Source organism: Nocardiopsis sp. NPDC007018 (assembly GCF_040635075.1).
In the GTDB taxonomy this organism is placed as follows: domain Bacteria; phylum Actinomycetota; class Actinomycetes; order Streptosporangiales; family Streptosporangiaceae; genus Nocardiopsis.
Window position 1 is genome coordinate 26,806 of the sequence record NZ_JBEYHA010000027.1, and the last position, 25,260, is coordinate 52,065.

Consider the following 25,260-nt stretch of genomic DNA (forward strand, 5'->3'; position numbering starts at 1 on the left):
ACCCTACTCCTTGCCTGTGGGTTCGGGTGCCACGACGCGGATCACGGCGGAGTCGTCGGCGGAGCCCAGCCCCTGCCCCAGCCCCAGCAGGTACAGCTGCTCGGCGGTGGCCGCCAGCGGGGTCGCCAGCCCGACGGAGCGGCTCGCGGAGGTCACGATGCCCATGTCCTTCACGAAGATGTCGAGTCGGCTGAGCACCTCGGCGCCCTCCTCCTCGTAGGCCTGGAGCATGCGCGGGCCCCGGTTGCCCAGCATGAACGAGCCGGCGGCGCCCGCGCCCAGGGTCTCCAGGGTGGTCTCGGGGTCCAGGCCGAGCGACCGGGCCAGGGCCAGGGCCTCGGCGGCGGCCGCGATGTGCACCCCGCACAGCAGTTGGTTGACGGTCTTGAACGCCTGGCCGTCGCCGGGGCGGTCGCCGATCACGCTCAGGGTGGAGGCCAGCCGCCGCAGCACCGGGTCGGCGGCCTCCCGCGCCTCGGGGGTGGCACCGACCACGATCAGCAGGTCGCCCTCCCCGGCACGGACGGGGCCGCCGCTGAGCGGGGCGTCCACCAGGAGGAGGCCGCGCGGGGCGAGCTCCTCGGCGGTCGCGGTGACCGTCTCCACCCCGACCGTACTGGTCAGGAGCAGGACGGTGCCGGGTTCGAGGGCCTCGACGATGCCGTGTTCTCCGAAGAGCACGTCGCGCAGCTGGCCGCCGTCGCGTACCACCAGCACCACGGCGCCGACTCCGGCGACCGCGTCGACGGCGCGCTCGAAGGTCACCACCCCGGCTTCGGCGGCCAGGTCGCGGCGGGCGGCGGCGATGTCGCAGCCGTGGACCGTCATGGTCCCGGCCAGGCGGGTGGCCATCGGCAGGCCCATGGCGCCGAGGCCGATGACGGCGACGCTCGTGACGGGGCTGGTGGTCATGGGTGGACTCCTGTGTTCGGGGCACCGGTGACGGGGGCGCCGTCCGCGGTGGAGCTGGTGGTCAGGGTGCTGAGGCGGTCGACGACCTCGGCCAGCGAGTCGTCGGCGCCGACGTTGCCCGCGAAGACGACGTAGGGGATACCGGCGGCCGGGCCGCCGACGGGCTCCCACAGGGAGACCAGGCCGGGCAGCATCGGGCCGCGCACGAGGGCGCGGTGAATGCCCAGTCCCAGCGAGGCCACGTCGCTGGAGGTGATCCCGCCCTTGGCCACGACGAAGCGCGGAGCCCGGCGGGCGAGGGTGTCGGACACGCAGCGTACGAGGGCGGCGGAGACCTCTCGGGCGATGGCCAGGCTGGCGGCCGGGTCGTCGCTCTGGCGAAGCAGGCGCGAGGTGTGCAGGACGACGTCGTGGTCGGCCAGGCCCTCGACGACGGCGTCGACGGTACGGGCCAGCGCCGCCTCGCGGGCGGCGGGGTCGAGGACGTCGTCGACGTCGAGTTCGATCACGCGGGCCCGGGGGTGGGTGTCGACGAGCGCCGCGAGCTGGTGGGTGGTGAGCGCGACGTGGGAGCCGACCACCACGAGTCCGCCGGGGGCGTCGGTGCCGGTGCCGATCTCGTCCGTGCCCAGGGGCGTGCGGGCCGCCATGCCGATGCGAGCGCGCACGAAGGGCGGGCCGACCCGGTAGACGAACGAGCGTCCCCGGCGTTCGGCGGCGATGAGGGCCAGGGAGAGGACCCGCAGGTCCTCCTCGGTCTCGGCGTCGACCACGACCGGCGCGGCGCCGCGCAGTCCCAGCAGGCGCTCGGTCACGGCGTCGGTGTCGCCGCCGCGCAGGAGGGGCAGGTCGATGAGGGCGACCCGGTCGGCGGGGATCTCGCCGCCGGTCTTCTCCTCCACCCAGGCGCGCAGGTCGGAGCTGCGGTAGCCGAAGGTGGCGTCGCGGGCGAACTCGGTCTCCGCGACCGGCGTGTACTCCGTGCCCGATCGCGTGTAGTGGACGCCGCCGATGGTGACGCGCCCGGCGTCGGGGAAGGCGGGGACGATGACGACGCCGTCGACGCCGGGGGCGCCCAACTCCTGGAGGGTGGCGTCGATGACCCGGGGTTCGAGCGGGAAGTGTCCGCGCAGGGTGGAGTCCCCGCGGCTGGCGAAGACCAGGGGACGGTCCCCGGCGGCGGCGCGGGCGTTGCGTACCACCTCGGCGTTGCGGGCCGCGGCCTCGTCCGGGTCCAGGCTCCGGGTGTTGGTGAGGACGTAGACGGCGAGCGTGTCCTGCGTGAACGCCCACCGCAGGTCGTCGACGGACCAGCGGGTGAGCACGGGCAGACCGTGCACGGACTGGGTGCCGGTCGGGTCGTCGTCGAGGACGACGACGAGCGAACCGGCTGCGCTGGCCTCATGCGCCACGGCGGACGCGGAGACGGGGCTCGGTGCCCCGGCCACGGTGAGGACTTCGTGGGGATCGACCATGAAAACTCCCTTGTAAGACATCAGACATCTTATGTTAAATCGCGTGGCCGTCAACAGTCACGTCACAGGGATTACCAGGTCGGAGCATGGATCGGCCCGAGCGCGGTGTCATCGCGCCCGGGCCGAAGGGGACCGCAAGCGGGAGCCGGAAGGGCTCGGGGGCTTAGTCGGGCAGGCCGAAGACGTGCTGGCGCAGATCACGGGCGGTCTGCGTCATGTGGCTCTCCATGGCCAGGCGCGCCCGCTCCGGATCGCCGGAACGGATCGCCTCCAGCACACGGGAGTGCTCGTCGATCGCGTGCGTCTGGATGGCCGGTACCGACGAGGTCTGCGTGCGCTTCTCCCGCATCACCCTCGACAGCGGCTCGAACATCACCGCCACGAACACGTTGCCGGTCGCCGACAGGATCACGTCGTGGAAGTGGATGTCGTGCTCCACGAACCCCGCCAGGTCACCGCGCGCGTGCGCCTCGCGCATGCCCTCCAGGGCCTTCTCCAGCGCGGCCAGGTGGGACTCGCTCCGGTGCTCGGCGGCCAGAGCGGCGGCCCCGGTCTCGATCATCCGCCGCACCTGGATGAGCTGGAGCGAGGCGGTCAGGTCGTCACCGCCGCGCACCGTGGCGCGCAGTACCGCCTCCAGCCCGGTCCACTCCTCCACCGGGCGCACCAGGGTGCCGCGCCCCCGCACCACCTCGACCACGTTCTGCGCCTGGAGCGTGCGGATGGCCTCGCGCACGGTCAGGCGGCTGACGTCGAACTCCTGGCCCAGCTCGTTCTCGGAGGGCATCCGGCCCCCGGAGGGCAGGTCACCGTCGACGATGCGGTCCAGGAGGGTCCGGGCGATCTCGTCGGCGAGCAGCGGCCTCGGCACGACACTTCCTCTCGGGCGGGGGAGACGACAGGGTCGCGTACAGTCCCCGGCGTGTTCGCCGACCCCCGCGCACCCCACACGGGTGCGCGGCAGGGGCAACCCTACCGCCGCCGCCCGACCCCGGCTCCCGGCCTGGCGCGAGGCGGGAGCCGGGGCGTTTCTCAGCAGGTGACGGAGCCGTCTCGGGGGCCGAGGAGGGCGAACGCCGTCGTCGGGGCCGCCGGGGAGGCGGGCAACCTGCTCGTCTTCATGGGATACCTCGGGAAGGGAGTGCGGGAGACGGAGCCGGACGGGAGTCAGGGTCCCGGGTGAGTCCACCCCTGGTGAAGGGGGTCCGTGCTGTTCAGGGGCCGTGGTGGGGCCTCCCGGAGCGGTCCGGCGGTGTCCATCAGAGTGCGTCACGGACCTGCGAAGGGCAAGCGGGTTCGGCGTGCTCGTGCGGACACGGCGCTGATCCGGTGGGCCCATGTCAGGACTCCTCCCCAAATGCACGAGGAGGAACGCCGGTGTGGGCCCGCCTTTTGGGTCAGGTCGGAATCCCCCGGACGGTCACGCGGTGCGCGGCGGCGCCAGCGAGTCCGTGATCCGGACGGTGGTGGGCAGGCGTCGCCCGCGCGGCCGGTCGCCCCCCTCGCCGTCCACCAGCGTGGTCAGAGCCAGGACCGCCGCGCGCCCCAGTTCGTCGGCGGGGGTGCGCACGGCCGTGATCGGCGGCCCCGGCAGGTCGACCAGGGCGATGTCGTCGGCCGCGGCGACGCTGATGTCCTCGGGCACCCGCACGCCCAGACGCCCGAACTCGAACATCACGCCCAGCAGGAGCAGGCTGTTGTAGACGAGCACCGCCGTGCACCCGGAGTCGGCGATCTCCCGCGCGGCGGCGGCCCCCTCCGCGAACGCGGGACGCACCGGGCCGTGGACCCGCACCCGCAGGCCCGACCGCGCGGCGTGCTCGACCAGCTCCGCCCGGCGGTGCCGGTCCATCCACGAACTGGGCGGCCCGGCCAGGTAGGCGACGTCGCGGTGGCCCAGCTCCACCAGGCGGTCGTACACCTGGCCCAGACCTCCGGGGGTGTCGACCGTGAACGAGGTCAGCCCGGGCACCCGGCGGTTGATGGCCACCACCGGCTTGCGGGCGTGCACCTCCTTGAGCGCCGCGGCCGAGCTCACCGGGGACTGGACGGCGAACCCGTCGACCTGGCCCTCCAGCTCGCCCAGCGCCTCCGCCTCGCGGTCGGGGTCGCCGCCGGTGACCGCGATGAGTACCCGTCTGCCGCTGCGGCCCGCCTGGTCCTGCGCGGCGGTGGCGGTGGTGGAGTAGAAGGGGTTGTCCAGGTCGGGTACGAGGACGGCGAAGAAGCCGCTGCGTCCGGTGGTCAGCGCCCGGGCGGCCGGGTTGGCGCGGAACCCGAGCCGTTCGACGGCGGCGCGGACCCGCACCAGGGTGGACTCGGCGACCATGGACGGCCGCGACAGCGCCCGCGACACGGTGGAGGCGGACACCCCCGCCTCCCTGGCCACGTCATCCAAGCTCGCCATTCCGACTCCTCGCAGGTCACGGTGCCCCCGGTCACACTCGTGGCCGGGGGGTTGGCTCGACGCCCACGGAAAGGTTACGTTGTTGCAAGCGCTTGCAGAAGCGCTTGCAGAGGTCTTCGCAGATGAGGCACTGCAACAAACTCCGAAACACCCGCCGCCAGCGACCGGGAGTGGAATTGCCCCGCCCGTCACCCACCGCAGAGGCCGCCCGAGTCGCTTCGCGCCGCCGTCTCCTTCCGCGTCCCCCCGTCACGATCCTGCTCGTCCCCGGGCTGGCCGTGATGCTCTTCGCCTTCTGCTACCCCGTCGTGGCCACCCTGGCCTGGCCGCCGGACGGCGACCCCGCCACCGTCGCCCGCGAGACCGGGAGCCTGATCACCGACCCCTACCTGCTTCCGGTGATCGCCCGCACCGTCCGCGTCGCGGTCCTGACCACCGCCCTGTGCCTGCTCATGGGCTTCCCGGTGGCCTACCTCATCTCGCGCGCCCCCGGCCCCTGGCCCGGACGGCTCCTGGCCCTGGCGATCTTCCCGCTCCTGCTCAACACCGTCGTACGCACCTACGGCTGGATCGTGGTGCTCGGCGGCAACGGTCTGATCAGCAGGGTCAGCGAGGCCCTGGGCCTGGGCCGGGTCCAGCTGCTCTACACCGAGACCGCGATCGTGCTCGGCCTCGTCCAGTTGTTCCTGCCCCTGATGATCCTGTCCGCCTACTCCAGCCTCTCCCAGCAGGACCACCGTCTGGAGGAGGCGGCCCGCGGCCTGGGCGCCTCACCCGGCCGCGCGTTCCGCGACGTGGTCTTCCCCCTGGCCCTGCCCGGCGCCCTGGTCGGCTGCACGCTGGTCTTCGCGGGCGCGGTCACCGCCTTCACCACACCCCAGCTGCTCGGCGGACCCCGCGAGCGGCTCCTGTCCACCCTGCTCTACAGCCGGGTCAACGTCAGTCTCGACTGGCCCTCCGCCAGCGCCATCGCCCTGGTGATGACCGCCCTGGTGCTGGTGGTCGGCGCGCTGTCCGGTCGGCTCGGCAAGATCGGGAGCACCACCTCATGATCCTGAGACGCCCGTTCCTCTCCCTGCTCGCGGCGGCCGCCTTCGTGCTGATGCTCGGCCCCGTGGTGATCCTGGTCGGGGTCGCCTTCACCGCCGGAAGCACCCTCGCCTTTCCGCCGGAGGGCCTCTCCCTGCGCTGGTTCTCCGCCGCGCTGGAGTACGGCCCCTTCGTCGACTCCTTCGGCACCAGCGTGATCGTCGCGGCGTTCTCGACCGTGACCGCGCTGGCCCTGGGCGTCCCCGCGACCCTGGCGCTGCACCGGGGCAACCCGCGCGGGCGCCGGATCATGGAGAACCTGTTCTTCGCGCCGATCGTGGTCCCCGAGCTGGTCCTGGGCCTGGCCCTGTTCCAGCAGGTCATGGTCGGTATGCGGGTGACAGCGCTCGGCGCGCTGATCATCGGCCACACTGTCCTGCTGCTCCCGTACACCGTGCGGGTGGTCGGGGCGTCACTGGCGCTGGCCGACGCGCGCCTGGAGGAGGCCGCACGCGGACTGGGCGCGGGTCCGGTCCGCACCTTCCTCACGGTCACCCTGCCGGTGATGGCGCCGGGCATTCTCTCGGCCACCATCCTCGCCTTCATCACCTCCCTCAACAACGTTCCGCTGTCCCTCCTGCTCACCGGCCCGGGCGTGGCCACCCTGCCGGTGGAGATGCTCAACTACGTCCAGTCCTCGTTCGACCCGGTGGTCGCGGCGGTCAGCGTGCTGCTCCTGGCGCTCAGCGTCGTGGTCGCGTTCACCACCGAACGCCTGGTCGGTTTCACGAAGGTCTTCGGCCGATGACCGGGAAGCCCGCCCTCCGGGAAGAAGGAGACACCCAGATGACACCCGTCGTCGAACTCGACCGCGTCAGCCACCTCTTCGGGGCGCGGGGCGGAAAGGGCGGCACCACCGCCGTCGCCGACCTGGACCTGACCGTGCGCCCGGGGGAGTTCACCACCCTGCTCGGGCCCAGCGGCTGCGGCAAGACCACCACCCTGCGGATGATCGCCGGGTTCCTCCAGCCCACCTCCGGGCGCATCCTCCTGGAGGGCGTGGACGCCACCCGCACCCCGCCGGAGAAGCGCAACATCGGCATGGTCTTCCAGTCGTACGCGCTCTTCCCGCACATGACCCTGCGCGACAACGTCGGCTACGGCCTGCGCACCCGCAAGGTGGCCTCCGCCGAGACGAGGCGGCGCGCGGAGGAGGCGCTCGACCTGGTCGGCCTCGCCCACCTGGCCGACCGCAAGCCCGCCGAGCTGTCCGGCGGCCAGCAGCAGCGCGTGGCCCTGGCCCGCGCCGTGGCCATCCGTCCCTCGGTCCTGCTCCTGGACGAGCCGCTGTCCAACCTCGACGCCCAGCTCCGGGTGCAGATGCGGCGCGAGCTCCTACGGGTCCAGCGCGAGACCGGGCTGACCGCAGTCCTGGTCACCCACGACCAGGACGAGGCGCTGGAGCTGTCCGACACGATGGTGATCCTCAACAACGGGCGCCTGGAACAGCAGGGATCGCCCCGGGACGTCTTCCCCCGTCCCGCCAACCGCTTCGTGGCCGAGTTCCTCGGCTACGACAACTTCCCGGAGGTCCCCGGGCACGGGCCGGTCACCGTCCGGCCCGAACACGTGCGGCTGCTCTCCGGCGACGCCCGCGAGGACGCCGGGGAGGCCGGTCTCGACGGCACCGTCGCCGCGGTCACCTTCCAGGGCAGTAACTGCCTGGTCGAGACGGCCATCAACGGGGGCGAGGGGCCGGGATCGGTGCTGCGGGTCCTGCACCCCGGCGACGACCTGCGCCCCGGCGACCCCGTCCGCATCGCCCTGCCCCACCGCCACCTGGTGGAGCTGCCCGCCGACGAGGTGACGACCGGATGAGGCTCCCCGCGCCCGGCCGGGTCACCGCCGTTCTCGCTGGCGCCCTGGCACTGACCTTCGTCACCGCGTCCTGCGCGCCCGTGCGCGAGGACGACCCCGACACCCTGGTGGTGAGCACCTTCTCGTTCGCCACCGAGGAGTTCACCCGCGTGGTCGCCGAACCCTTCGAGGCCGAGACCGGCATCCGGGTGGTCCTGGACACCGGCAACAACGCCGGGCGGCTCACCAAGCTGCGGATCAACGCCGAGCAGCCCGACACCGACGTCGTGCTGATCTCCGACTACTACGCGCGCATCGGCCGGGACATGGGGCTGTTCGCCCCCGTCAGCGCCGACGACGTGCCCAACCTCGACGCCATCCAGCCCTGGGCCGTGGACCCCGACGGCTACGGCCCCGCCTACACCTTCCAGCTCCTCGGCCTGATGTACCGGACCGACCTGGTGGACGAGGCGCCCGAGTCCTGGGACGACCTCTGGGAACAGCCCGGGGGCGGCTACGCGCTGCCCGACATCTCCGTGTCGGCCGGCCCCATGTTCGTCCTCGCCGCAGGGGAGCACTTCGGGTCCGGCCCCACCGACGCCGACGCCGGGTTCGAGGCGCTGGCGGAGATCGGCCCCGACGCGCTCCAGTTCTACACCGGCTCCACCGAGCTCACCAGCCTGCTCGAACGCGGCGAGATCGCCATGGCGCCCGGACTCGACAACTTCGCCATGGGCTCGGTGGAGGCCGACCAGCCCGTCGGCTTCGCCGTGCCCGACGAGGGAAGGGTGATGACGGCCAACACCGTCCAGGTGGTGGCGGGCGCGCCCAACCCGGCCGGGGCGCTCGCCTTCACCGACTTCCTGCTGCGCCCCGAGATCCAGGAGGGCATGGCCGAGGCGCTGTACGACAAGCCCGTCGCGCTCGGCGCCCGGCCCACGGCACTCATGGAAGAGGTCTCCCGCGAGGCCGCCACCGACCCCGTCGCCAACGGCTACCACCAGGGCGACCTCGCGCTCCTCGCCGACGAGCGCTCGGCCTGGCTGGACCGCTTCACCGAGGAGGTCGCCAAGTGAACCCCGACGGAGGAACCGTGCCCACACCCGTCGTCATCGACTGCGACCCCGGCGTCGACGACGCCGTCGCCCTGCTGCTCGCCCTGGCCTCGCCCCTGCTGGAGGTGCGCGGGGTGACCACCGTGGCGGGCAACGTCTCGCTCACCGACGTGAACCGCAACGCCGCCCACGTGCTGGACCTGGCCGGAGCGCCCGCCGACCTCCCGTTGGTCCCCGGGCTCGCCGGGCCGATCGCGCGCACCACACGGCTGCGCGACGAGCCCATGCACGGCGCCGGGGGCCTCGGCGGACTCGTCCCGGGCTCCCCGCCCCGGCCCCTGACCCCCGGCCACGCCGTGGACTGGCTGGCCGAACGAGCCCTGGAGTCCCCGGGCGAACTCACCCTGGTGGCGATCGGACCGCTGTCCAACGTCGCCGCCATGCTCGCCCGCCACCCCGACGCCGGGCCCGCGTTCCGGGAGATCGTCGTCATGGGCGGGGCCGCCTTCGCCCAGGGCAACGTCACCCCGGCGGCGGAGTTCAACTTCCACGCCGACCCCGAGGCCGCACGCTACGTGCTGGAGTCCGGTCTGCCGGTGCGGATCGTCGGACTGGACGTCACCCGCGCCGCGCTGTACCCGCTCACCGAGGCCGAGTACCTGGCCACCCTGCCCGGCACCGCCGGGACCGCCGGTGAGCTCCTGCGCGCCTACGCCCAGCGCTACCTGGACCGGTTCGGCGTGCCCGCCGTCCCCGTGCACGACGCCCTGGCCGTGGCCGCCGTCAGCCACCCGGACCTGATCGGCTGGGAGGAGGGAAGCGCCTCCGTGGAGTGCTCCGGCGACCTCACCCGGGGCGCCCTCGTCGCGGACCTGCGCACCCCCGACCGCACGCGCCACGTACGCGTGGGCCGTACCGTCGACGCCGACGCGTTCTCCGCCCTCCTCACCGAGGGCATCGCCCGCCACGCGCACCCCGCCCCCTGAACCAGGCCCCGCCCCCTGAACCAGGCCCCGCACCCGCCCACCCGAAGGGAACCCGACACCGATGCCCCACGCCCAGCTCAGCGCCGACCTGCTCATCCACGGCGGGGAGGTCGTCTCCGTGCACACCGGCCAGGTGTGGCGGGCCGACGTCGCCGTGACCGGCGACCGCGTGCGCGCCGTGCTGCCGCCGGGGACCCCGGTGCGGGCCGAGCGCACCCTGGACGCCACCGGGCTCGTGATCGCCCCCGGCTACGTGGACGCCCACATGCACATCGAGAGCTCCCTGCTCGCGCCGGCCGAGTTCGCCCGTGTCACGCTCGCGCGCGGCACCACGACCGTGCTCGCGGACGCCCACGAGATCGTCAACGTCGCCGGTCGCGACGGGCAGGCCTGGATGATCGAGCAGGGCCGGGACACCGCGCAGTCCATGCGCTGGGCGGTGCCCTCCTGCGTGCCCGCGCTGGACGGGTTCGAGACGGCGGGAGCGCGGCTCGACGACACCGACATCGCCCAGATGCTGGAGTGGGAGGGCGTCACCACCCTCGGTGAGGTCATGGACTACCGGGCGGTGGTCGACGGCGACCCGCGCATGCACGCCATCATCGACGCCGCCCGGCGCCGGGGCGTGCGCCTGGACGGGCACTGCCCCAACCTGTCCGGGGCCGAACTCGGCGAGTACCTGTGGGCAGGGATCGACTCCGACCACTGCAAGAACACCGCCGAGGTCGCCGTGGAGAAGGCCAGCCTGGGCATGCTCCTCATGCTCCAGGAGAAGTGCCTGACCCCCGAGGTCGTCCAGGCGCTCCTCGACCTGCCCCACCTGCCCGACTTCTGCCTGGTCACCGACGACATCGTCGTGGACGCCATCGTGACCACCGGCCACCTGGACCGGGTGGGTTCGGTGGCGCTGGAACGCGGTCTGCCGCCGCTCGCGGTGCTCCGCGCGCTCACGCTCCAGCCCGCCCGCAGGCTCGGCCTGGACGACCGGGGGACCGTCACCCCCGGCAAGCGCGCCGACCTGGTGCTGCTGCGCTCCCTCACCGAACTCACCCCCGTCGTGACCATCGCGGGCGGTGGCGTGGTCGGCCGTGACGGCGCCCCCGTCGAGGGCCCCGGCGCCGCCCCCGAGCACCCGTTCGGCGACACGGTGCGGATCGGCGCGCCCGAGGCCGGTACCGCGCGCTGGCGGGTGGACCTGCCCGACGGCGACCACGCCTTCCGCGCCATGCGGGTCAACGGCGTGGACACCTACACCGAACCCGACGAGGTGGTGCTCCCGGTCCGCGACGGGGAGGTGGACTGGCAGGGGCGCACCGCCGTGGTGGCGGTCTTCGAGCGCCACACCGGCAGGGGAGGGGTGACCTTCGCGCCGGTCGTCGGCCACGACCTCGGCGCCGGGGCCTTCGCCACCACCTACGCCCACGACAGCCACAACCTCACCGTCGTCGCCACCACCGAGGAGGCGCTGCTCGCCGCCGCCGCCGACGTGGTGGCCTGGGGAGGCGGAATGAGGCTGGTCCGCGAGGACGGCACCGGCGCCGGGCTGTCCCTGCCCATCGGCGGGGTGATGTCGGAGCGGCCCGCCGACGAGGTGGCCGAGGCCTCCCGCCGGCTCCGCGCGGAGCTGGCGGCCTGGGGCTGGGACAACCGCAACGCGTTCATGAGCCTGTCCACCCTCACCCTGGCGGTGTCCCCGAGCGTGAAGATCACCGACCGGGGGCTGGTGCGCGTCGTCGAGCGGGCCTGGGAACCGGCGACCATTGCCAGGGCGACCCCGGCGACGTAGAACCAAGGTGTGAGACCGGCCGCGCCCGGCGGCCGGGCCGCCCCTTGCCCTCAGGAGGTCGCCATCACACCCCCCACCGGCTCCGGCTGTCCGTACCGACTGCGCCCCGACGGCACGGCCTTCCACGAGGAGGTCGCCGAACTGCGTCAGCGCGAACCCGCCGTTCGTGTGGAGCTGCCAGGCAACCTGGTCGCCTGGGCGATCACCCGCCACGACCTCATCCGCGACCTGCTGAGCGACCCGAGGGTCTCCCGGGACTTCCGGGCGCACTGGCCCGACCACGACCGGGTCGGACACGACTGGCCCCTGGCCGCCCTGGTGTTCCTGGAGAGCTTCCTCAACCGGTACGGGGAGGAACACCGCCGGTTGCGCCGCAAGGTCACCCCCGCCTTCACACCCGGGCGCATCCGCCGGATGGAGGACACCGTCCGCGAGCGGGCCCGCTCGCTGGTCGCCGACATCGCGGCGGCCGACCCGGGGCAGGAGGTCGACCTGCGCGCGGCCCTGGCCCGCCCGCTCACCATGGGGGTGATCTGCGAACTCTTCGGAGTCCCCGAGGACCTGCGGGAGCGGCTCGGCACTGCGATGGACGCGGTGGTCGACACGACGGTCGAGCCGGAGGTGGTCCTGGCCCAGCAGATGGAGCTGCTGACCTGCCTGGAGCTGCTCGCGGAGCACAAGCGCGCCCACCCCGCCGAGGACCTCACCGGCGACCTGCTCCTTCCGAGCGACGGTGAGCCGCTGCCCCACGCGGACCTCATCGGCACGCTCCTGCTCATGATCGGCGCGGGGTACGAGACGACGGTCAACCTCATCGCCAACGCGGTGCACTCACTGCTCACGAACCCCGAGTACCGGGACCGTCTGACCGAGGGATCGCTGGCGGCCGAGGAGGTGGTGGAGGAGTCGTTGCGCCTCGACCCGCCCGCCAAGTACGTACCGCTGCGCTACGCGGTGGAGGACATCGACCTCGGCGAAGTCCTGATCCGCAAGGGGGAGCCCATCCTGGTCGCCTTCGGAGCCCCCGGCCGGGACCCGGACCTGCACCCGGAGCGTCCGGATGCCTTCGACCCGGACCGGGAGACCAAGGAACACCTGGCCTTCGGCCACGGGGCGCACTACTGCGTGGGCGCGCACCTGGGCCGCATGGAGGCCCGGGTGGCGCTGGAGGAGCTGTTCGGGGCCCTGCCCGACCTCGCCCTCACCGAGGACGGCCGGGAGCCGGACCGGATTCCGTCCTTCTTCATCAACGGCCCTCTGCGCGTCCCGGCCGTCCCCCACCCGACCGGCTGACTCGGCACCTGAGGCGACGGGGGCAGGCGTAGACCGACGCGCGTCAAGGCGCGTCGAGGCCCCGCCCTGTTCGGCTGCTCCCGTCGGTCGTGCCCGCGTTCACCTGCTCACGTGACGCGCTCTCGCCCGGCCCGACACGGTGGACCCGTGTGCCGTGAACGCGGGTGTCGGTGTGACGTGGGCTCATCGGAGTTCTTGGATGCTCCCCGGATTCGCCCGACTCCGGCCGCCGAAGAAGTCCAGTCTTTCCAGGGTTGCGAACACCGGCCAGGCCTTTTGGTCACAGGTGCGAGCAATCGCCAGCGATGTCGAGCAATCCGCCCCTGCGCCGTACGTGTCGCGTCTACGCTCGTGTCGCACGCTCCGGCGCGTCCGCACGCTCCGGCGCGTCCGGGCGCCCCGGGCCCGGACGTACACGGCGGGTCCTTAGCGGGTAGGCCTGGAGCCTCCGCCTGCCACACCTCAATCCCAAGGAGCACGGTGAACTCGACGCCATCTGTCCCTGAGTGTGTTTTCTGCAAGATCGTGGCGGGTGAGGCGCCCGCACACCGGATCTGGGAGGACGAGACCCACCTGGCGTTCCTGTCGATCTTCCCCAACACCGAAGGGTTCTCCGTGGTCATCCCCAAGGCCCACCGCACCAGCTACGTGGTGGACCTGGAGCCGCAGGAGTACACGGCCCTGCACATAGCGGCCCGTGAGGTGGCCCGGCGCCTGGACGCGGCCTTCCCCGACGTGGCGCGCACCGGGATCATGTACGAGGGCTACGGAGTCGACCACGCGCACGCGAAGCTCTTCCCGATGCACGGGACCGTGGGCAACGCGGGGGAGGACTGGCGTGAGGTGGCCTCCCCCATCGACGGCTACTTCGACAGGTACCAGGGGTATCTGTCGTCCCACGACCACCACCGCGCCGACGACTCCTGGCTTGCCGACGTCGCCAAACGGATCAGGGACGCCAACCCTTGATGGATATGTCTGCGACACGTTCCAATGGTCGTCGAGCGCTCGTGCCCTGAGTCTCCGAATCGTCGAAAGGGTTGATGTGAACCTGACCAGAGAGGAATTCGCGCAGCAGTTCCTCGACTTCGAACACACCACCTGGAAGCTGGAGACCCGGGACCGGTACAACGTCTCCAGCGAACAGGACGAGTTCGAGTACTGGTTGCGCACCGGTGACACCTCGCTTGAAGAGAAGCACGCCAGAGCCTCCAGCTGGCACCGCAATGTCCGTGCGGCCCGCGAGGCGGGGAAGTCCTGGCAACGGGTCCGTGTGGTCAGCGAACCACTGAGTGACTACATCCGTTGGGAGCATGCCGCGACCCAGTTCAACGAGGAGGCCGGAGAGGACATCCGCTGGCTTCCCCGGCATCACCCGGCGGTCGAACAACTGCCCCGGCGTGACTTCTGGCTCTTCGACAGCCGATGGGTCTGCGTCCTGCACTTCGACGAGGACGACGTCCCTCACGCGTACGAGGTCATCGACGATCCGGCGACTGTCGCCCAGCACTGCCAGTGGCGTGACATCGCCTGGCACTACGCGATTCCTCACCGCGAGTACGATCCCGAGTCCAGGGGTGGCGAACGAACCGCCACATGATCCAGGGACCTCACTTGCGGGCGAGCTGGCGGTACTCCTGCGCGATGCGTTCCAGGTGGTCGATGGCCTCGTCCCCGAAACAGGCCAGCTTCTCCAGCTCACCGAAGAGTTCGACGTAGGTCGCGATGTCGGCGGCTCCGGTGAGGGTCGCAGTCGCGGTCTCGGTCCCGACCATCACGGCGTCCTCGTCGTAGATGTTGAAGCCGTGCCCAGGAAAGACGTGCGCGGGCCGTGTCCAGGGGATGACGCCCACCACCGCGTTGGGCGCCTCGGCGGTGACGCGGGCGATGTCCTCGACCTGCTCGGCCATCAGCTCAGGAGAGCCCGCCTGCCACCGGAGCGCACCTTCCGGCACGATCAAGCGGTGCTGCGTAGTCCCATGGAACATCCCCTGACGGCGCTCCTGACGAGCCTCGATGGAGGCTTCCGCTTCCTCCGGGGAGACCTTTTTCCGTGGGTCTTCAAAGATGCACCTCGTGTATTCGCGGGTCTGGAGGACTCCAGGGACCACCACGGGGTGGAAGGTACGGGCCACTGAAGTCGATGCTGCCAGCTTGGTCATCTTGCGCTGGAACCCGGAAACACCACGGGCCATGATCACCCGTGCCGAGGCCTCCTCACGCAGGGATTCGGCTAGAGCCAGCAGCTCAGCGCGTTCGGGCTCAGGGATCTCGTAGACCCGGCACAGCTCGGCCACGTCGTTCACGGAGGGCAACAGGAGCGAACGTTCGATCTTGGAGATCTTGGACTGCGACATGCCAGCGGACTGACCAGCTCGAACACCGCTGAGACCAGCGCGTGCGCGAGCCTCCCTCAGGGCACGGGCGAGCCGATCGCGGGCTTGTGGCCCACGGTCGGTCGAAGCTCTCTGGGGACCTGTCATACAGTCCGGTTTGCTCTCCATTCCTCGGGATGGCGTGCCCACCACTGCTCGAACGGTTCAGCGGCGGCGAGAGCCGCGTCCCTGGCTTTCATGTAATGCCCCAGGTTATCCATGAGCTCTCCTCCCACGAACTCGCCGCTCTCGCTGTAGTGCATGCGGATGGGGTACCTGTCGTCCAGCAGCCAGAAGTCGTGGTCAACGACTTCGGCAGGCAGTTCGCGCTCGGTCAGATCCAGGACGTTGATCTCCTCGCCAGCCTTGGAGTTGAGCGCGTAGCCCCACTCGCAAGCGAATCGCAGGTAGTCGTTGAGTGGGGTTCTGAGCACCCGCACCCGGTATCTCCTGAACCCTGCCTTCTTCTCCGCCCGTAGTTTCTCCAACCAGGGGTTCTTCCTCTCCCAGTCCGGATCGGGCGCACCTGCCTTGTGCCGGTCGAAGTCGTTTCCGTCGGAGCCCACGGAGTACTCCGGCAGTGTCTCCAGCCGGAAGGCCGAGGCGGTCATCCTCTCGTCGAAGAAGCGGACCAGTTCATCGAGTGTGAGCATGAGCAACCTTCTGGAGCAGTGAGAGGGGGATCTCCACGGCTGACTCTCCATCAGGGAGCGAAATCTGCTTCAAGTCGTCGGGATCGATGACGTAGCCCTGCACGACGATGGTGCCACGGTCCGTCTCGTACACGGTCGGACACGTGATCTCGTCGGGGCACTCACCGGCGATGGGTCAACTTCATGGGTCCTCCAGGGGGTCGAGGTGATTCCATCATGGAAGGAATACTTCCCTGAGTCACCCCCTTGCCGCACGCGGATAATTCCACTACAAATGGAATAGTTGGCAGAAGCGCCATCGTGGACTCCCCTCAAGGAGCAGCCCATGCGGGTTCCCGGTATTGCCGTGTACGGCAAGCACGACGACAACTCCACCTCCGACGGGCACAAGCCCGATCGGCCGATCCCGCCGCCCACCCCCAACGACGGGGGCTCCGGCGGCGGTAAGCACGAGAGGGACGACAAGTAGTGCTTCCCCCACATGAAAAGCTGGTCGCCCGCCTCGTGCAGGCGGGCGACCTGTCCCCGCGTTGGCGTACCGCGTTCGAGGGGGTCGAGCGGCACCATTTCCTCCCGGACCGGATCACCGACCCGGACGGGGTGAACGTGGACCGCGGCCGACACGAGGCTCGGTGGCTCGAACTGGCCTACGCCGACGTCCCGATCGTCACCCAGAGGGACGACGGAGCCGAGGGCGGCTCCGGGTACCCCACCAGCTCCGCCTCGCAACCGTCGATTGTCGCGGACATGCTCCGCCGCCTGGACGTCTTCCCCGGCATGCGCGTGCTGGAGGTCGGAACCGGCACCGGATACAACGCGGCCCTCCTCTCGCACCTGCTCGGAGACGACGAGGTGACCAGCGTCGAAGTGGACGCCGAGCTGGCCGAGACCGCCCGGGTTCGGCTGATGTCAGCCGGGTTCACGCCCCTGGTGGTCACCGGCGACGGGATGCAGGGCTGGCCCGCGCGCGCCCCCTACGACCGGGTGATCAGCACCGCCGCCGTCCAGCGGGTGCCCTACCACTGGGTCGCCCAGACGCGGCCGGACGGGCGCATCCTCACCCCCTGGGGGAACGCGTTCCACAACGGGGTGTTGGCCGAACTCCGGGTCGGCCCGGACGGCACCGCGCGGGGGCGGTTCGGGGGCGATGTGGCGTTCATGTGGGTGCGTGACCAGCGCGTGCCGAGGAAGAGTGGTCGAGACCTACGTCCACCCCGAGGAGCAGGGCTTCGAGACCACCCGTACGGACCTGCACCCGTACGAGCCGATCAGCGACTTCGGCGCGAGCTTCGCCATCGGGCTGCACATGCCTACCGTGCTGAACCGGGTCGAGTTCGCGGAGACTGACGGGCGACAGTTCACGGTCCACCTGGTCGATCCGGACACCGGTTCATGGGCGTCCTGGCACATCGACCCCGGCCAGCGGGGGCCGGGCTACGAGGTCCGCCAGCACGGTCCGCGTGAGTTGTTCACCGAACTGGAGGCCGCCTACCGGTGGTGGCTGGCGCAGGGCCGCCCCGAGCACTCCCGGTTCGGTCTCACGGTGTCGGCCGATCACCAACGGGTCTGGCTGGACGAGGAGTCCCACCTGGTCGCCTCCGCGCCCTGACCCAGTGCTGAGAGGGCTCACGGCGCGGTGCGATGGATCGGGTTGATTCTGCCTATGAGGGTCGCGTGCCTGGAAGAGTCAGTGGCCACGATGCTCGTACTGGCTCTGCTCGGACAGCTTGCCATCTGGTGCCACGGAGTCTCCGCCTATCCTGTCGAGTTTCACGCTTGGCTACGTATGAGCGATGGGAATCTTGTGATGAACCCCTCTCCACTCGGCGTTTCCAAGCGCTGCTGTCCCTTCCGGCCCATGCCTGAGAGCAGAAGAGGAACGCCCATGAACGACTCTGAACTCTGGCTGCGTGGTGATAGGGCGGGTATCGGACCTATCCGATCCGACCTGGTGGAGGACTACTGGCGCTGGGAGCAGCGCATTCCCACCATCGTCGGGTACAACCGCCAGACTCCCCAGCAGCTCGCGACCACGCGGGATATCTACACCAGTGCTTACGAGTCCTCCTCCGAACGGCAGATCAAGTTCACCATCTACGCAGTGGACGGTCCTGAACCGGTCCCCGTGGGAACGGCGATGCTCCTACTCGACCTCGGTCTGGATGTCGCTGAGTACACCGTGGCCATTGGAGCTCCCGAGGCTCGGGGGAGAGGAGTAGGGACCGAAGCAACCCTTCTGGTGCTGGACTACGCCTTTCACGTCACCGGGTTGGAGTGTGTCTACCTGACTGTCTTGGAACCCAATGTGGGGGCGGCTACCGCCTACGAGCGCGCGGGCTTCCGCCGCCAAGGGGTACGGCGCAACTCCAACAAGTGGCTGGGGCGTCGCGTCAACGAGATCCACATGGACGCCGTCCCGGAGGAGTTCCCCGGGCCTTCGCGGGTCAGGCAGCAGTTCGGAGCCGAGGCATGAGGCACGGTGGCCGCCCGGGGTGGACGGCCACCACCGTGCTCGACCGACGCGGCTACCAGAGTTCGACGAGGGGCGGCAGGAGCCGGGTGAGGGTGGGGGCGTCGGGGACTTCGGTGAGGCCGGTGGGGGAGGCGATCCAGTAGGAGCCGGTGCGCTCGCCGTACCAGATGATCAGGTGGGGGTTGCGGGCCTGGAGGGTGGCGGCGAGGTCGTGCTCGGTGCGGTACTCGGCCAGGTGGTCGCCCAGGCGGGGCAGGCGTTCGGCGCGGCGGTCACGGCAGGAGCGGTGTGCGCAGGAGGCGCAGGCCGGTCCGGTCATGGAGGGTGCGGTGGAGCGGAGCGTCGGACTGTCGGGGTGCGGGGATAGGATGCGTCACTGATCCTGCTTTCTTACATGTCGCAGTGTGGAATTCGGGGTTGTGTGGGGGCCCGGGAAGCGCTGCAACGCTTTCCTGGGCCCTTTTTCGTGCCTGCGTTCGTGGGTCTAGTGGGTCAGGTGGGGCCAGGCGCTGCCGTGGAGGTCGTAGGCGAGGAAGCCCCAGACTTCGCGGTGGCCTGGGCGGCCGTTGTCGCCCCAGTCGGTGGCCAGGGCGTCGATCATGGCCAGTCCGCGTCCGGAGTCGCTGGTGGGGTCCAGGCCGCCGGGGTCGGTGGTGAGGTGGTGGCGTTCCCTGTAGTCGATCCTGCGGTCGGTGGCCACTCCGTCGTCGCGGCAGATGACGCGGAGTCCGTCGCGGTGGCGTTCGCACAGGAGCCGGTAGGAGCGTCCGGGCAGGCCGGAGCGGGAGTGTTTGAGGGCGTTTGCCGCGAGTTCGGAGCCGATGAGGGTGAAGAGGTAGCGGTAGTCGGGGTTCTGTTCGGCGGCGCAGGTGTTCAGGAAGGCCCTCACCAGTGGGAGGAAGAGCGGGGAGGCGCCGAAGTCGTAGCGGCGGGTCCGGTAGTAGGGGCGGTCCGGGCGGCCGTTGAAGTAGTGCCGGTAGGAGTGGGGCACGAGTTCGTGGAGGGCGATGGTCACCTGGGCCATCGGGGGTACGGGGGCGAGTACGGGCATGACGAACGGACTCCTGACGCAGGGGAAGCTGCATGTGGGTCGAGGGAGTGCCCGCAAGGCCGATGACCTTCACGTTTTCCCTGCGGAGGGAAAGGGGCACGACGTAGCCTGAGTGCCAGAGATCCTGTGGACTGTCTGTGAGACCCCGATCACTGGCTACACAGCCATCATGCAACTCGACATTGTCGAGAGTCAAGCGATTCGGGAAAATGTCGAGTTTTTCCGCTAGGCTCGCCCCATGCGCATCCCTTACAGCCCCACCCTCAGGCTCCGTCTGCTTGTATCCGAGCTCAAGCAGGGTCGCGAACGCTCCAAGCTGACGGTTGCCCAGGCGGGCAAGGCCTTGGGGTGGACCGCATCCAAGATCAGCAAGATCGAGACCACGGAGACGCGTCGCATCACCACTGGTGACTTGGATAAGCTCATGGATCTCTACGAGATCAGCGACCCCTCAAAGCGACTAGCTATGCACGCTCTGGCACGCGATGCCAAGGAGAGGGGCTGGTGGTCAAAGTATCGGGAGGTCTTTGGGGAGCAGGCTCTACCGGATTTCGAGGCGGAGGCTTCGGCCATCCGTAGCTTCGAGGGGTTGGTCATCCCTGGGTTGCTTCAGACACCGGAGTACGCCGAAGCCCTGTTCCAGGGTGGGCGCTACACCGATGCGAAGGACATTGCCCACCGTGTAGACGCTCGAATGACTCGGCGTGAGATCCTGTCTCGTATCAACCCGGTCCACTTTCGAGTCGTCATGGATGAGGCAGCTCTGCGGCGGATGGTGGGTGACGCGTCGATCATGTCCCAGCAGCTGGGGCACCTTCTCGACATGGCGAAGATGCCCAACGTGGACGTACAGGTACTGCCGTTCACCGCAGGCTCACATGCAGCCCTGGTCGCACCGTTCAGCATCCTGGAGTTCCCGGAGCACCTGGCCCCACCTATCGTTCACGTGGATACCGTGACTGATTCAGTATTCTTCGAGCAGCCCAAGGATGTTGCTCGCTACAGTGCGACGTTTGGCGATATCCAGGGCACGGCACTGAGTACCACCCAGAGCGCCCGGTTCATGGCCGACGCGCTCATGTCCCTAGAGAGCGACTGATGGACAACGAGCTGGTTTTCTACAAGAGCAGCTACAGCGGGCAGGCTCCGAACTGTGTCGAGGTCGCGCACGTCCCTACGGACTTCCGGAAGAGCAGTCACAGCGGGCACGGCCAGAACTGTGTTGAGGTGGCTGGCCTGCCGTGCGGTGCTGTTGTCAGGGATTCGAAGAACCCGGCCAAGGGTCACTTCCCCTTCCCAGCCGATGAGTGGTCCGCCTTCCTCGGCTCCGCTCGTCGCTGATACCGACGAGCCTCACTGTCTGGCCGTGAACCCCTGTCACGGCCATCGGGTGCGAGAGCTAGAGGAGTCAGATGATGTGGCGCAAGAGCAGCTACAGCGGGCAGGGCCAGAACTGTGTCGAGGTCGCGCACGTCCCCGACTTCCGCAAGAGCAGCTACAGCGGCAATCGTGCTGAGTGCGTCGAGGTGGCTGACCTGCCCTGTGGGGCCGCTGTTCGGGATTCGAAGAACCCGGCCAAGGGTCACTTCCCTTTCCCGGCCGACGAGTGGTCCGCCTTCCTCGGCTCCGCTCGCTCTTAGTGACGCGACCGTTCCCGCCGTGACCTACCTCCTCGGCTGAGACCCGAGCCGTGCTGACCGACCCGACAGAACGAGCCAGCACGGCCCGGGCTCACTCCTCGTCATGACACGACCCGGTGACTGCCGACAGATTGATGCCGTAGCGGCCGTCCCGCATGCGCACCGACCGGGAGGCGTCACCGGGTTCGGCATCGTACACATTCCCACGCTGAAGCACCTCCCCGAGGTCCGCGCCGCCCTTGTCCAGGATGAGCCGGGGCCGGGGCGTCGAGGTCGATGTCCAGGACCTTGGCCTCATGCTCGATCGTGTCCACGGGGACGCCTTCCTCGCTTCGGTGCGCTGGTGGTGGAGGCTCACGGCCCGGATCGCCGGGCTGGTGGAGCCGCCGATGGCCACCAAGGACTCCTGCGCTCGATTTCCTCGGAGTGGGAATCTTGGCGCCGCCGAAAGTATCCAGACAAATGGCCACTCACGCCCGGTGCTTACCTACGCATAACACGGGCAACAAATGCCACTTCCGCATACTTCACTGACATAGCATCATCATTCAGGCCCGCATTGCCGTGCTCTTCCCGGGTCAGGTCTTAATAGTCACTGGAAACGAAAGACAACCCTGGCTCAGAAGGGTCCTCATGGTATTCTTCTCGCACGCGCTCACCCCCCGATTCCAGGAGCGCGTGGGAAGGCCACCATGACACGTCCCTGGGAAGCGGACCCGACAGCCGAGCTGGCACAGAGGCTGGGCCGGTCCCCGGCCGAACTGGGCAACACCGACAAGGCCACTGGTTGCCCCGACATCTGGGAGCTGGACAACGGCGACATCGCCGTGATCGGGCGCGATCTGACCGAGGCCTACGCGGAGCGTCTGCCAGCAGGCGCCACCGTGGCGCAGGACGAGCGTCTGGTCATCATCCCCCGCAGCACCCTGATCTCAGCGAAAGCGGACATCCCTGATGCTTGACACCATCGACTCCCTTTCCGGTGATCGGCTGGAGCTCACGCCCTATCTCGACGACTTCGACGGGCGTGTGTCGTCGCTCAGGAACACCGACATCTGGAAGCTCGAACGGCAGCAGGATTTCCATCAGCCGGAAAGCGCCAGCTGGCTGGCGTTCCGCGAGGGGCGCCACGACGAGTCGCTCGAACTGATCGAGAAAAAGCGTTCCTCGCTCCGAGCGGAATTCGACGAACTCGCCCGCGCGGGATGCGCACTGCGTCGCGTCCGGGTCGTGGAGAAACCTTTCACCACGTACCTGCTGTGGGAGCTGCACTCCCTGCACCTTCGGGCCCAGTGCGGCGAGGACATCCGGATCATCACCCCGGAACCACTCGCGAAGTGGGAACACCAGGCCCAGGTACCCGAGATCGTCGGCCTCGGAGACGAGGTGACCTACAAGATCCTGTACGACGACCAGGGCGTGCTCCAGGGCGGCGTACGGTTCACCGACCACGCGCTCACCACACGTTGTCGTGCCGAGGTCACCGCCCTGCACGAGATGGGTGAAGACCTCACACGGTACTTCCCGCGTGAGGTCGAGGGGGCGGCGCTCCGCCGTGACTGACCTCGGCCCCGACCAGTCCGGTGAGGAGCACGACGAGCCGCCCCAGAACAGGGACAGCGCGCGGATGGGCCCGGTCGCGGGACGCGCGGTGCAGGCACGGGACGTCCGGGGCGGGGTGCACTTCCACGGCCGGGGCCCGGCGGCACCCCCGAACCCCGTGCCCAGACAGCTCCCCGGTGACGTGTACGGGTTCGTCAACCGGGCGGGGGAACTGGAGGTGCTCAGCAGCCACCTGAGCACCGAGAACTCCGGGAACGGACCGGAGGCACCGATCCACGTCGTCACCGGCACGGCCGGGGTCGGCAAGACCGCGCTCGCCCTGCACTGGGCGCATCGGGTGCGCGAGCGCTTTCCCGACGGCCAGCTCTACGTGGACCTGCGGGGATACGGTCCCGGCCCGCCGGTCGAACCCGACCAGGCGCTGGAGCGCTTCGTCCGCGCGTTCGGTGTGCCCGCCGACGCCGTACCCGCGGACGTGGACAGCCGCTCCGCCCTCTACCGCTCCCTCCTGGCCGAACGCCGCGTGCTGGTGCTCCTCGACAACGCGGCGACGGCGGCGCAGGTACGCCCGCTGCTGCCGGGCTCCTCGGCGTGCGTCGTGCTGGTCACCAGCAGGGACCGGCTGTCCGGGCTGGTCGCCAGGGACAGCGCCCGACGTCTGACCGTGCGGACACTGGCCCCGGCCGAGGCGGTGGAACTCCTCGAACACGTCACTGAGCGCCACCGGCCGAAGGACGAGCCGCAGGAGGTCGCCGAGCTGGCGCGTCTGTGCGGGCAGCTGCCCCTGGCCCTGCGCATCGCCGCCGAGCGCGCGGCCGGACGCCCCCACATGCCGTTGGCGGAGCTGATCCAGGACCTGCGCGACGAGTCCGCTCTCTGGGACACGCTCGCCACCGACGACGAGGAGGAGGCCGACGCGGTCCGCACCGTCTTCGCCTGGTCGTATCGGGCGCTGCCGGAGGAGACCGCACGTCTGTTCCGGCTGCTCGGGCTGCATCCCGGTCATGACTTCGACGCGGGCTCCGCGGCCGCCCTCGGCAACCTGCCGGTCCGGCGCGCACGGCGCGTCCTGGACATGCTCGTGGGCGCGCACCTGGTGGAACAGATCGGTCCGGACCGGTACCGCTTCCACGACCTCCTGCGCTCCTACGCACTGGACCAGGCACGCCGTGAGGAGTCGCCCGAGCGACGGCGGGAGGCCCTGGGCCGTCTGGTGACCTGGTATCTCCGCACCGCCGACGCCGCCGCCAGGGTGGTGGACTCGCCTCTGCGGCACCTCGACCCGCGCTCGTATCCGGGCGAGAACCCATCAGGGGGCGTTCCCGAGTTCACCGACAACACGGACGCGGTTCGGTGGTTCGAGGCCGAGGGCGGGAACCTGGTCGCCATGACCGAGGCCGCCGCCGCTGCCGGGATGGACGCCCTCGCCTGGCGCCTGCCGGTCGTGTTGAGACACGTCTACGTGTACCGAACTCCCATGAGTGCCTGGATCACCACGACCCTTATAGGACTGGGTGCCGCCCGGAGCGAGCGGGAGCACGCGGCGGAAGCGGACCTTCTGGAGAGTCTGGGGATGGCATACGTGCAGTCCCACCGCATGAGGGAGGGCAAGGCCCACCACCGGAACGCACTGCGGTTGCGCCGGGACCTGGGCGACGAGCTGGGGGAGGCCATGTCGTTCAACGCGCTGGGACTGGCGCATCTGCGCGAGCACCGGCTCGACGAAGCGCGCGAGGATTTCGAACGCTCACTCGACATCGCCCGGCGTCTGGGCGAACGGCGCTGGGAGGGGATCGCACTCGGCAACCTCGCCGACGCGCTACTCGACTCGGGAGACCTCCATGAGTCCGTGGCCCTTGCCGAGGAAGCCGTCACGATCCACCGTGAGACCGGGAACAGGATGAGCGAGTTCGCCGGTCTGGCCTGTCTGGGCGCGGCATGGCGTGAACTCGGCTCGACCGAACGCGCGCTGTCCTACGTCCAGGACGCTCTCGACGCCGCCCGGGAACTGGAGAACCCGGCCCGGGAGGGGTTCGCGCTCCTGGAACTCGGTCAGGTGCACGCGGTGCTCAACCGTCCGGACGACGCCCTGGCGAGCTTCCATGAGGCGGCCGTTCTGTACCGCTCGATCGGTGATCACGTACGCGAGTCCGCCTCCTTCGAGGGCGCGGGTCAGGTCCATCAGGCGGTCGGACGAGCGGGAGAGGCGGCGGGGTTCTATCGGCAGGCGGCGAGCGGCTACCGGCGGCACAACGCCCACTGGGAGCTGGCGGTGTGCCTGGACCGCCTCGCCACCGTGCGGTCCGGGAGCGGTGAACCAGAGGCCGCACACGAGCACTGGCACGAGGCGCTGGAAGCCCTCGCGGACCTGACCGGCCCCAGATCCGAGGATCTTCGCCAGAGGATCGCCCTGGCCATCGAGAGGGAGCCAGGCCCCTGAACCAGCGGTCCCATCGCACGGGTGTCTGATCAGGCGCCCCCGTGGTGGGACGGCTGGGACCTGGGGTGCGATTCATCGGGGTCCCGCACCCCGGGCCCCGAGCCCCGAGCCCCGGGGTGCGGTCCTGGGACTTCTGGGCCTCTGGTTCCGAGTGGGTCCGCGTCGTGCTCGGTACGAACACTTGCCGCTGATCGCGACGCCCGGCAGGCCGGAGGGCCCGGGGCGTCTCCACCCCGGGCCCTCCCTCCCACTTTCACGCGGTCAT

General features: G+C 70.0%; 25 protein-coding genes and 2 pseudogenes. 19 read left to right on the forward strand and 8 right to left on the reverse strand.

From position 1 onward, the window contains the following. Positions 1 to 3: 3 nt before the first annotated feature. The 4 genes from ABZ635_RS16480 to ABZ635_RS16495 all read right to left on the reverse strand — a co-directional run bounded on the left by ABZ635_RS16480 (position 4) and on the right by ABZ635_RS16495 (position 4,794). Positions 4 to 912, reverse strand: a complete 909-nt coding sequence (locus ABZ635_RS16480) for an NAD(P)-dependent oxidoreductase (protein ID WP_357765345.1) — start codon at positions 910 to 912, stop codon at positions 4 to 6. Further along, the gene (locus ABZ635_RS16485; protein WP_357765348.1) at positions 909 to 2,387 is read right to left on the reverse strand and encodes a four-carbon acid sugar kinase family protein; all 1,479 of its coding nucleotides are present in this window, start codon (positions 2,385 to 2,387) and stop codon (positions 909 to 911) included. The genes ABZ635_RS16480 and ABZ635_RS16485 overlap by 4 nt, the downstream gene beginning before the upstream one ends. 163 nt (positions 2,388 to 2,550) lie before the next feature. After that, positions 2,551 to 3,258 (reverse strand): FadR/GntR family transcriptional regulator, encoded by a 708-nt coding sequence (locus ABZ635_RS16490; protein WP_357765351.1) that lies wholly within the window; start codon positions 3,256 to 3,258, stop codon positions 2,551 to 2,553. A gap of 549 nt (positions 3,259 to 3,807) precedes the next feature. Then, positions 3,808 to 4,794 (reverse strand): LacI family DNA-binding transcriptional regulator, encoded by a 987-nt coding sequence (locus ABZ635_RS16495; protein WP_357765354.1) that lies wholly within the window; start codon positions 4,792 to 4,794, stop codon positions 3,808 to 3,810. 170 nt (positions 4,795 to 4,964) lie between these two features. Here ABZ635_RS16495 and ABZ635_RS16500 point away from each other — a divergent pair, with 170 nt between their 5' ends. The 9 genes from ABZ635_RS16500 to ABZ635_RS16540 all read left to right on the forward strand — a co-directional run bounded on the left by ABZ635_RS16500 (position 4,965) and on the right by ABZ635_RS16540 (position 14,400). Next, the gene (locus ABZ635_RS16500; protein WP_357765357.1) at positions 4,965 to 5,846 is read left to right on the forward strand and encodes an ABC transporter permease; all 882 of its coding nucleotides are present in this window, start codon (positions 4,965 to 4,967) and stop codon (positions 5,844 to 5,846) included. Then, the gene (locus ABZ635_RS16505) at positions 5,843 to 6,631 is read left to right on the forward strand and encodes an ABC transporter permease (protein ID WP_357765360.1); all 789 of its coding nucleotides are present in this window, start codon (positions 5,843 to 5,845) and stop codon (positions 6,629 to 6,631) included. Before ABZ635_RS16500 ends, ABZ635_RS16505 begins: the two co-directional genes overlap by 4 nt. A gap of 38 nt (positions 6,632 to 6,669) precedes the next feature. Next, positions 6,670 to 7,701 carry an ABC transporter ATP-binding protein gene (locus tag ABZ635_RS16510; RefSeq protein ID WP_357765363.1) on the forward strand — a complete coding sequence of 344 codons (1,032 nt, stop codon included), beginning with the start codon at positions 6,670 to 6,672 and terminating at the stop codon, positions 7,699 to 7,701. After that, the gene (locus ABZ635_RS16515) at positions 7,698 to 8,756 is read left to right on the forward strand and encodes an ABC transporter substrate-binding protein (protein ID WP_357765366.1); all 1,059 of its coding nucleotides are present in this window, start codon (positions 7,698 to 7,700) and stop codon (positions 8,754 to 8,756) included. The genes ABZ635_RS16510 and ABZ635_RS16515 overlap by 4 nt, the downstream gene beginning before the upstream one ends. A gap of 17 nt (positions 8,757 to 8,773) precedes the next feature. Then, positions 8,774 to 9,721: a nucleoside hydrolase gene (locus tag ABZ635_RS16520; protein ID WP_357765464.1), complete on the forward strand. Its 948-nt coding sequence runs from the start codon at positions 8,774 to 8,776 to the stop codon at positions 9,719 to 9,721. 61 nt (positions 9,722 to 9,782) lie between these two features. After that, complete coding sequence (locus ABZ635_RS16525) at positions 9,783 to 11,507, forward strand: adenine deaminase C-terminal domain-containing protein (protein WP_357765369.1); 1,725 nt, start codon at positions 9,783 to 9,785, stop codon at positions 11,505 to 11,507. Positions 11,508 to 11,516: 9 nt separating this feature from the next. Continuing rightward, entirely contained in the window at positions 11,517 to 12,800 is a 1,284-nt protein-coding gene (locus tag ABZ635_RS16530) for a cytochrome P450 (RefSeq protein ID WP_357765372.1), read from the forward strand. 480 nt (positions 12,801 to 13,280) lie between these two features. Next, a complete protein-coding gene (locus ABZ635_RS16535; protein WP_357765375.1) occupies positions 13,281 to 13,769 on the forward strand; it encodes an HIT family protein in 489 nt (162 codons plus the stop codon). 76 nt (positions 13,770 to 13,845) lie between these two features. After that, positions 13,846 to 14,400 carry a DUF6879 family protein gene (locus tag ABZ635_RS16540; RefSeq protein WP_357765377.1) on the forward strand — a complete coding sequence of 185 codons (555 nt, stop codon included), beginning with the start codon at positions 13,846 to 13,848 and terminating at the stop codon, positions 14,398 to 14,400. A gap of 10 nt (positions 14,401 to 14,410) precedes the next feature. Here ABZ635_RS16540 and ABZ635_RS16545 read toward each other — a convergent pair whose 3' ends face one another. After that, positions 14,411 to 15,304 carry a helix-turn-helix transcriptional regulator gene (locus ABZ635_RS16545; protein ID WP_357765380.1) on the reverse strand — a complete coding sequence of 298 codons (894 nt, stop codon included), beginning with the start codon at positions 15,302 to 15,304 and terminating at the stop codon, positions 14,411 to 14,413. Continuing rightward, a complete protein-coding gene (locus ABZ635_RS16550) occupies positions 15,280 to 15,828 on the reverse strand; it encodes a DUF6879 family protein (protein WP_357765383.1) in 549 nt (182 codons plus the stop codon). The genes ABZ635_RS16545 and ABZ635_RS16550 overlap by 25 nt, the downstream gene beginning before the upstream one ends. Before the next feature lie 325 nt (positions 15,829 to 16,153). Here ABZ635_RS16550 and ABZ635_RS16555 point away from each other — a divergent pair, with 325 nt between their 5' ends. From ABZ635_RS16555 to ABZ635_RS16570, 4 genes and pseudogenes are all read left to right on the forward strand, one after another. After that, positions 16,154 to 16,297: a hypothetical protein gene (locus ABZ635_RS16555; protein WP_357765386.1), complete on the forward strand. Its 144-nt coding sequence runs from the start codon at positions 16,154 to 16,156 to the stop codon at positions 16,295 to 16,297. Next, positions 16,297 to 17,437: pseudogene (locus ABZ635_RS16560) on the forward strand (methyltransferase domain-containing protein). The gene ABZ635_RS16555 and the pseudogene ABZ635_RS16560 overlap by 1 nt, the downstream one beginning before the upstream one ends. 15 nt (positions 17,438 to 17,452) lie before the next feature. Further along, positions 17,453 to 17,638: pseudogene (locus tag ABZ635_RS16565) on the forward strand (lasso peptide biosynthesis B2 protein); the annotation flags it as partial. Between the two features lie 75 nt (positions 17,639 to 17,713). After that, a complete protein-coding gene (locus tag ABZ635_RS16570) occupies positions 17,714 to 18,301 on the forward strand; it encodes a GNAT family N-acetyltransferase (RefSeq protein WP_357765389.1) in 588 nt (195 codons plus the stop codon). A 52-nt stretch (positions 18,302 to 18,353) separates the two neighbouring features. Here the strand turns inward: ABZ635_RS16570 and ABZ635_RS16575 are convergent, their stop codons facing one another. Both ABZ635_RS16575 and ABZ635_RS16580 read right to left on the reverse strand, forming a co-directional pair. After that, complete coding sequence (locus ABZ635_RS16575) at positions 18,354 to 18,620, reverse strand: hypothetical protein (RefSeq protein ID WP_357765392.1); 267 nt, start codon at positions 18,618 to 18,620, stop codon at positions 18,354 to 18,356. Between the two features lie 165 nt (positions 18,621 to 18,785). After that, positions 18,786 to 19,352 carry an ATP-binding protein gene (locus tag ABZ635_RS16580; protein WP_357765395.1) on the reverse strand — a complete coding sequence of 189 codons (567 nt, stop codon included), beginning with the start codon at positions 19,350 to 19,352 and terminating at the stop codon, positions 18,786 to 18,788. A 238-nt stretch (positions 19,353 to 19,590) separates the two neighbouring features. Between ABZ635_RS16580 and ABZ635_RS16585 the strand changes: the two genes are divergently transcribed. From ABZ635_RS16585 to ABZ635_RS16610, 6 genes are all read left to right on the forward strand, one after another. After that, positions 19,591 to 20,451: a helix-turn-helix transcriptional regulator gene (locus tag ABZ635_RS16585; RefSeq protein ID WP_357765398.1), complete on the forward strand. Its 861-nt coding sequence runs from the start codon at positions 19,591 to 19,593 to the stop codon at positions 20,449 to 20,451. Beyond that, complete coding sequence (locus ABZ635_RS16590) at positions 20,451 to 20,693, forward strand: DUF397 domain-containing protein (protein ID WP_357765400.1); 243 nt, start codon at positions 20,451 to 20,453, stop codon at positions 20,691 to 20,693. Before ABZ635_RS16585 ends, ABZ635_RS16590 begins: the two co-directional genes overlap by 1 nt. Positions 20,694 to 20,764: 71 nt before the next feature. Then, positions 20,765 to 20,992 carry a DUF397 domain-containing protein gene (locus tag ABZ635_RS16595; RefSeq protein ID WP_357765403.1) on the forward strand — a complete coding sequence of 76 codons (228 nt, stop codon included), beginning with the start codon at positions 20,765 to 20,767 and terminating at the stop codon, positions 20,990 to 20,992. Positions 20,993 to 21,684: 692 nt separating this feature from the next. Continuing rightward, positions 21,685 to 21,954: a hypothetical protein gene (locus ABZ635_RS16600; protein WP_357765406.1), complete on the forward strand. Its 270-nt coding sequence runs from the start codon at positions 21,685 to 21,687 to the stop codon at positions 21,952 to 21,954. After that, positions 21,947 to 22,555, forward strand: coding sequence for a DUF6879 family protein (locus ABZ635_RS16605; protein ID WP_357765409.1), 609 nt, complete (start codon positions 21,947 to 21,949; stop codon positions 22,553 to 22,555). The genes ABZ635_RS16600 and ABZ635_RS16605 overlap by 8 nt, the downstream gene beginning before the upstream one ends. 64 nt (positions 22,556 to 22,619) lie before the next feature. After that, positions 22,620 to 24,995: a tetratricopeptide repeat protein gene (locus tag ABZ635_RS16610; protein WP_357765467.1), complete on the forward strand. Its 2,376-nt coding sequence runs from the start codon at positions 22,620 to 22,622 to the stop codon at positions 24,993 to 24,995. Positions 24,996 to 25,260 lie beyond the last annotated feature (265 nt).

Coding starts and splice junctions, on each gene's coding strand:
- ABZ635_RS16480 (WP_357765345.1), bottom strand. CDS start 912: ATGACCACCAGCCCCGTCACGAGCGTCGCCGTCATCGGCCTCGGCGCC.
- ABZ635_RS16485 (WP_357765348.1), bottom strand. CDS start 2,387: ATGGTCGATCCCCACGAAGTCCTCACCGTGGCCGGGGCACCGAGCCCC.
- ABZ635_RS16495 (WP_357765354.1), bottom strand. CDS start 4,794: ATGGCGAGCTTGGATGACGTGGCCAGGGAGGCGGGGGTGTCCGCCTCC.
- ABZ635_RS16505 (WP_357765360.1), top strand. CDS start 5,843: ATGATCCTGAGACGCCCGTTCCTCTCCCTGCTCGCGGCGGCCGCCTTC.
- ABZ635_RS16510 (WP_357765363.1), top strand. CDS start 6,670: ATGACACCCGTCGTCGAACTCGACCGCGTCAGCCACCTCTTCGGGGCG.
- ABZ635_RS16515 (WP_357765366.1), top strand. CDS start 7,698: ATGAGGCTCCCCGCGCCCGGCCGGGTCACCGCCGTTCTCGCTGGCGCC.
- ABZ635_RS16525 (WP_357765369.1), top strand. CDS start 9,783: ATGCCCCACGCCCAGCTCAGCGCCGACCTGCTCATCCACGGCGGGGAG.
- ABZ635_RS16545 (WP_357765380.1), bottom strand. CDS start 15,304: ATGGAGAGCAAACCGGACTGTATGACAGGTCCCCAGAGAGCTTCGACC.
- ABZ635_RS16550 (WP_357765383.1), bottom strand. CDS start 15,828: ATGCTCACACTCGATGAACTGGTCCGCTTCTTCGACGAGAGGATGACC.
- ABZ635_RS16555 (WP_357765386.1), top strand. CDS start 16,154: ATGCGGGTTCCCGGTATTGCCGTGTACGGCAAGCACGACGACAACTCC.
- ABZ635_RS16570 (WP_357765389.1), top strand. CDS start 17,714: ATGAACGACTCTGAACTCTGGCTGCGTGGTGATAGGGCGGGTATCGGA.
- ABZ635_RS16575 (WP_357765392.1), bottom strand. CDS start 18,620: ATGACCGGACCGGCCTGCGCCTCCTGCGCACACCGCTCCTGCCGTGAC.
- ABZ635_RS16580 (WP_357765395.1), bottom strand. CDS start 19,352: ATGCCCGTACTCGCCCCCGTACCCCCGATGGCCCAGGTGACCATCGCC.
- ABZ635_RS16585 (WP_357765398.1), top strand. CDS start 19,591: ATGCGCATCCCTTACAGCCCCACCCTCAGGCTCCGTCTGCTTGTATCC.
- ABZ635_RS16590 (WP_357765400.1), top strand. CDS start 20,451: ATGGACAACGAGCTGGTTTTCTACAAGAGCAGCTACAGCGGGCAGGCT.
- ABZ635_RS16595 (WP_357765403.1), top strand. CDS start 20,765: ATGATGTGGCGCAAGAGCAGCTACAGCGGGCAGGGCCAGAACTGTGTC.
- ABZ635_RS16600 (WP_357765406.1), top strand. CDS start 21,685: ATGACACGTCCCTGGGAAGCGGACCCGACAGCCGAGCTGGCACAGAGG.
- ABZ635_RS16605 (WP_357765409.1), top strand. CDS start 21,947: ATGCTTGACACCATCGACTCCCTTTCCGGTGATCGGCTGGAGCTCACG.
- ABZ635_RS16610 (WP_357765467.1), top strand. CDS start 22,620: ATGGGCCCGGTCGCGGGACGCGCGGTGCAGGCACGGGACGTCCGGGGC.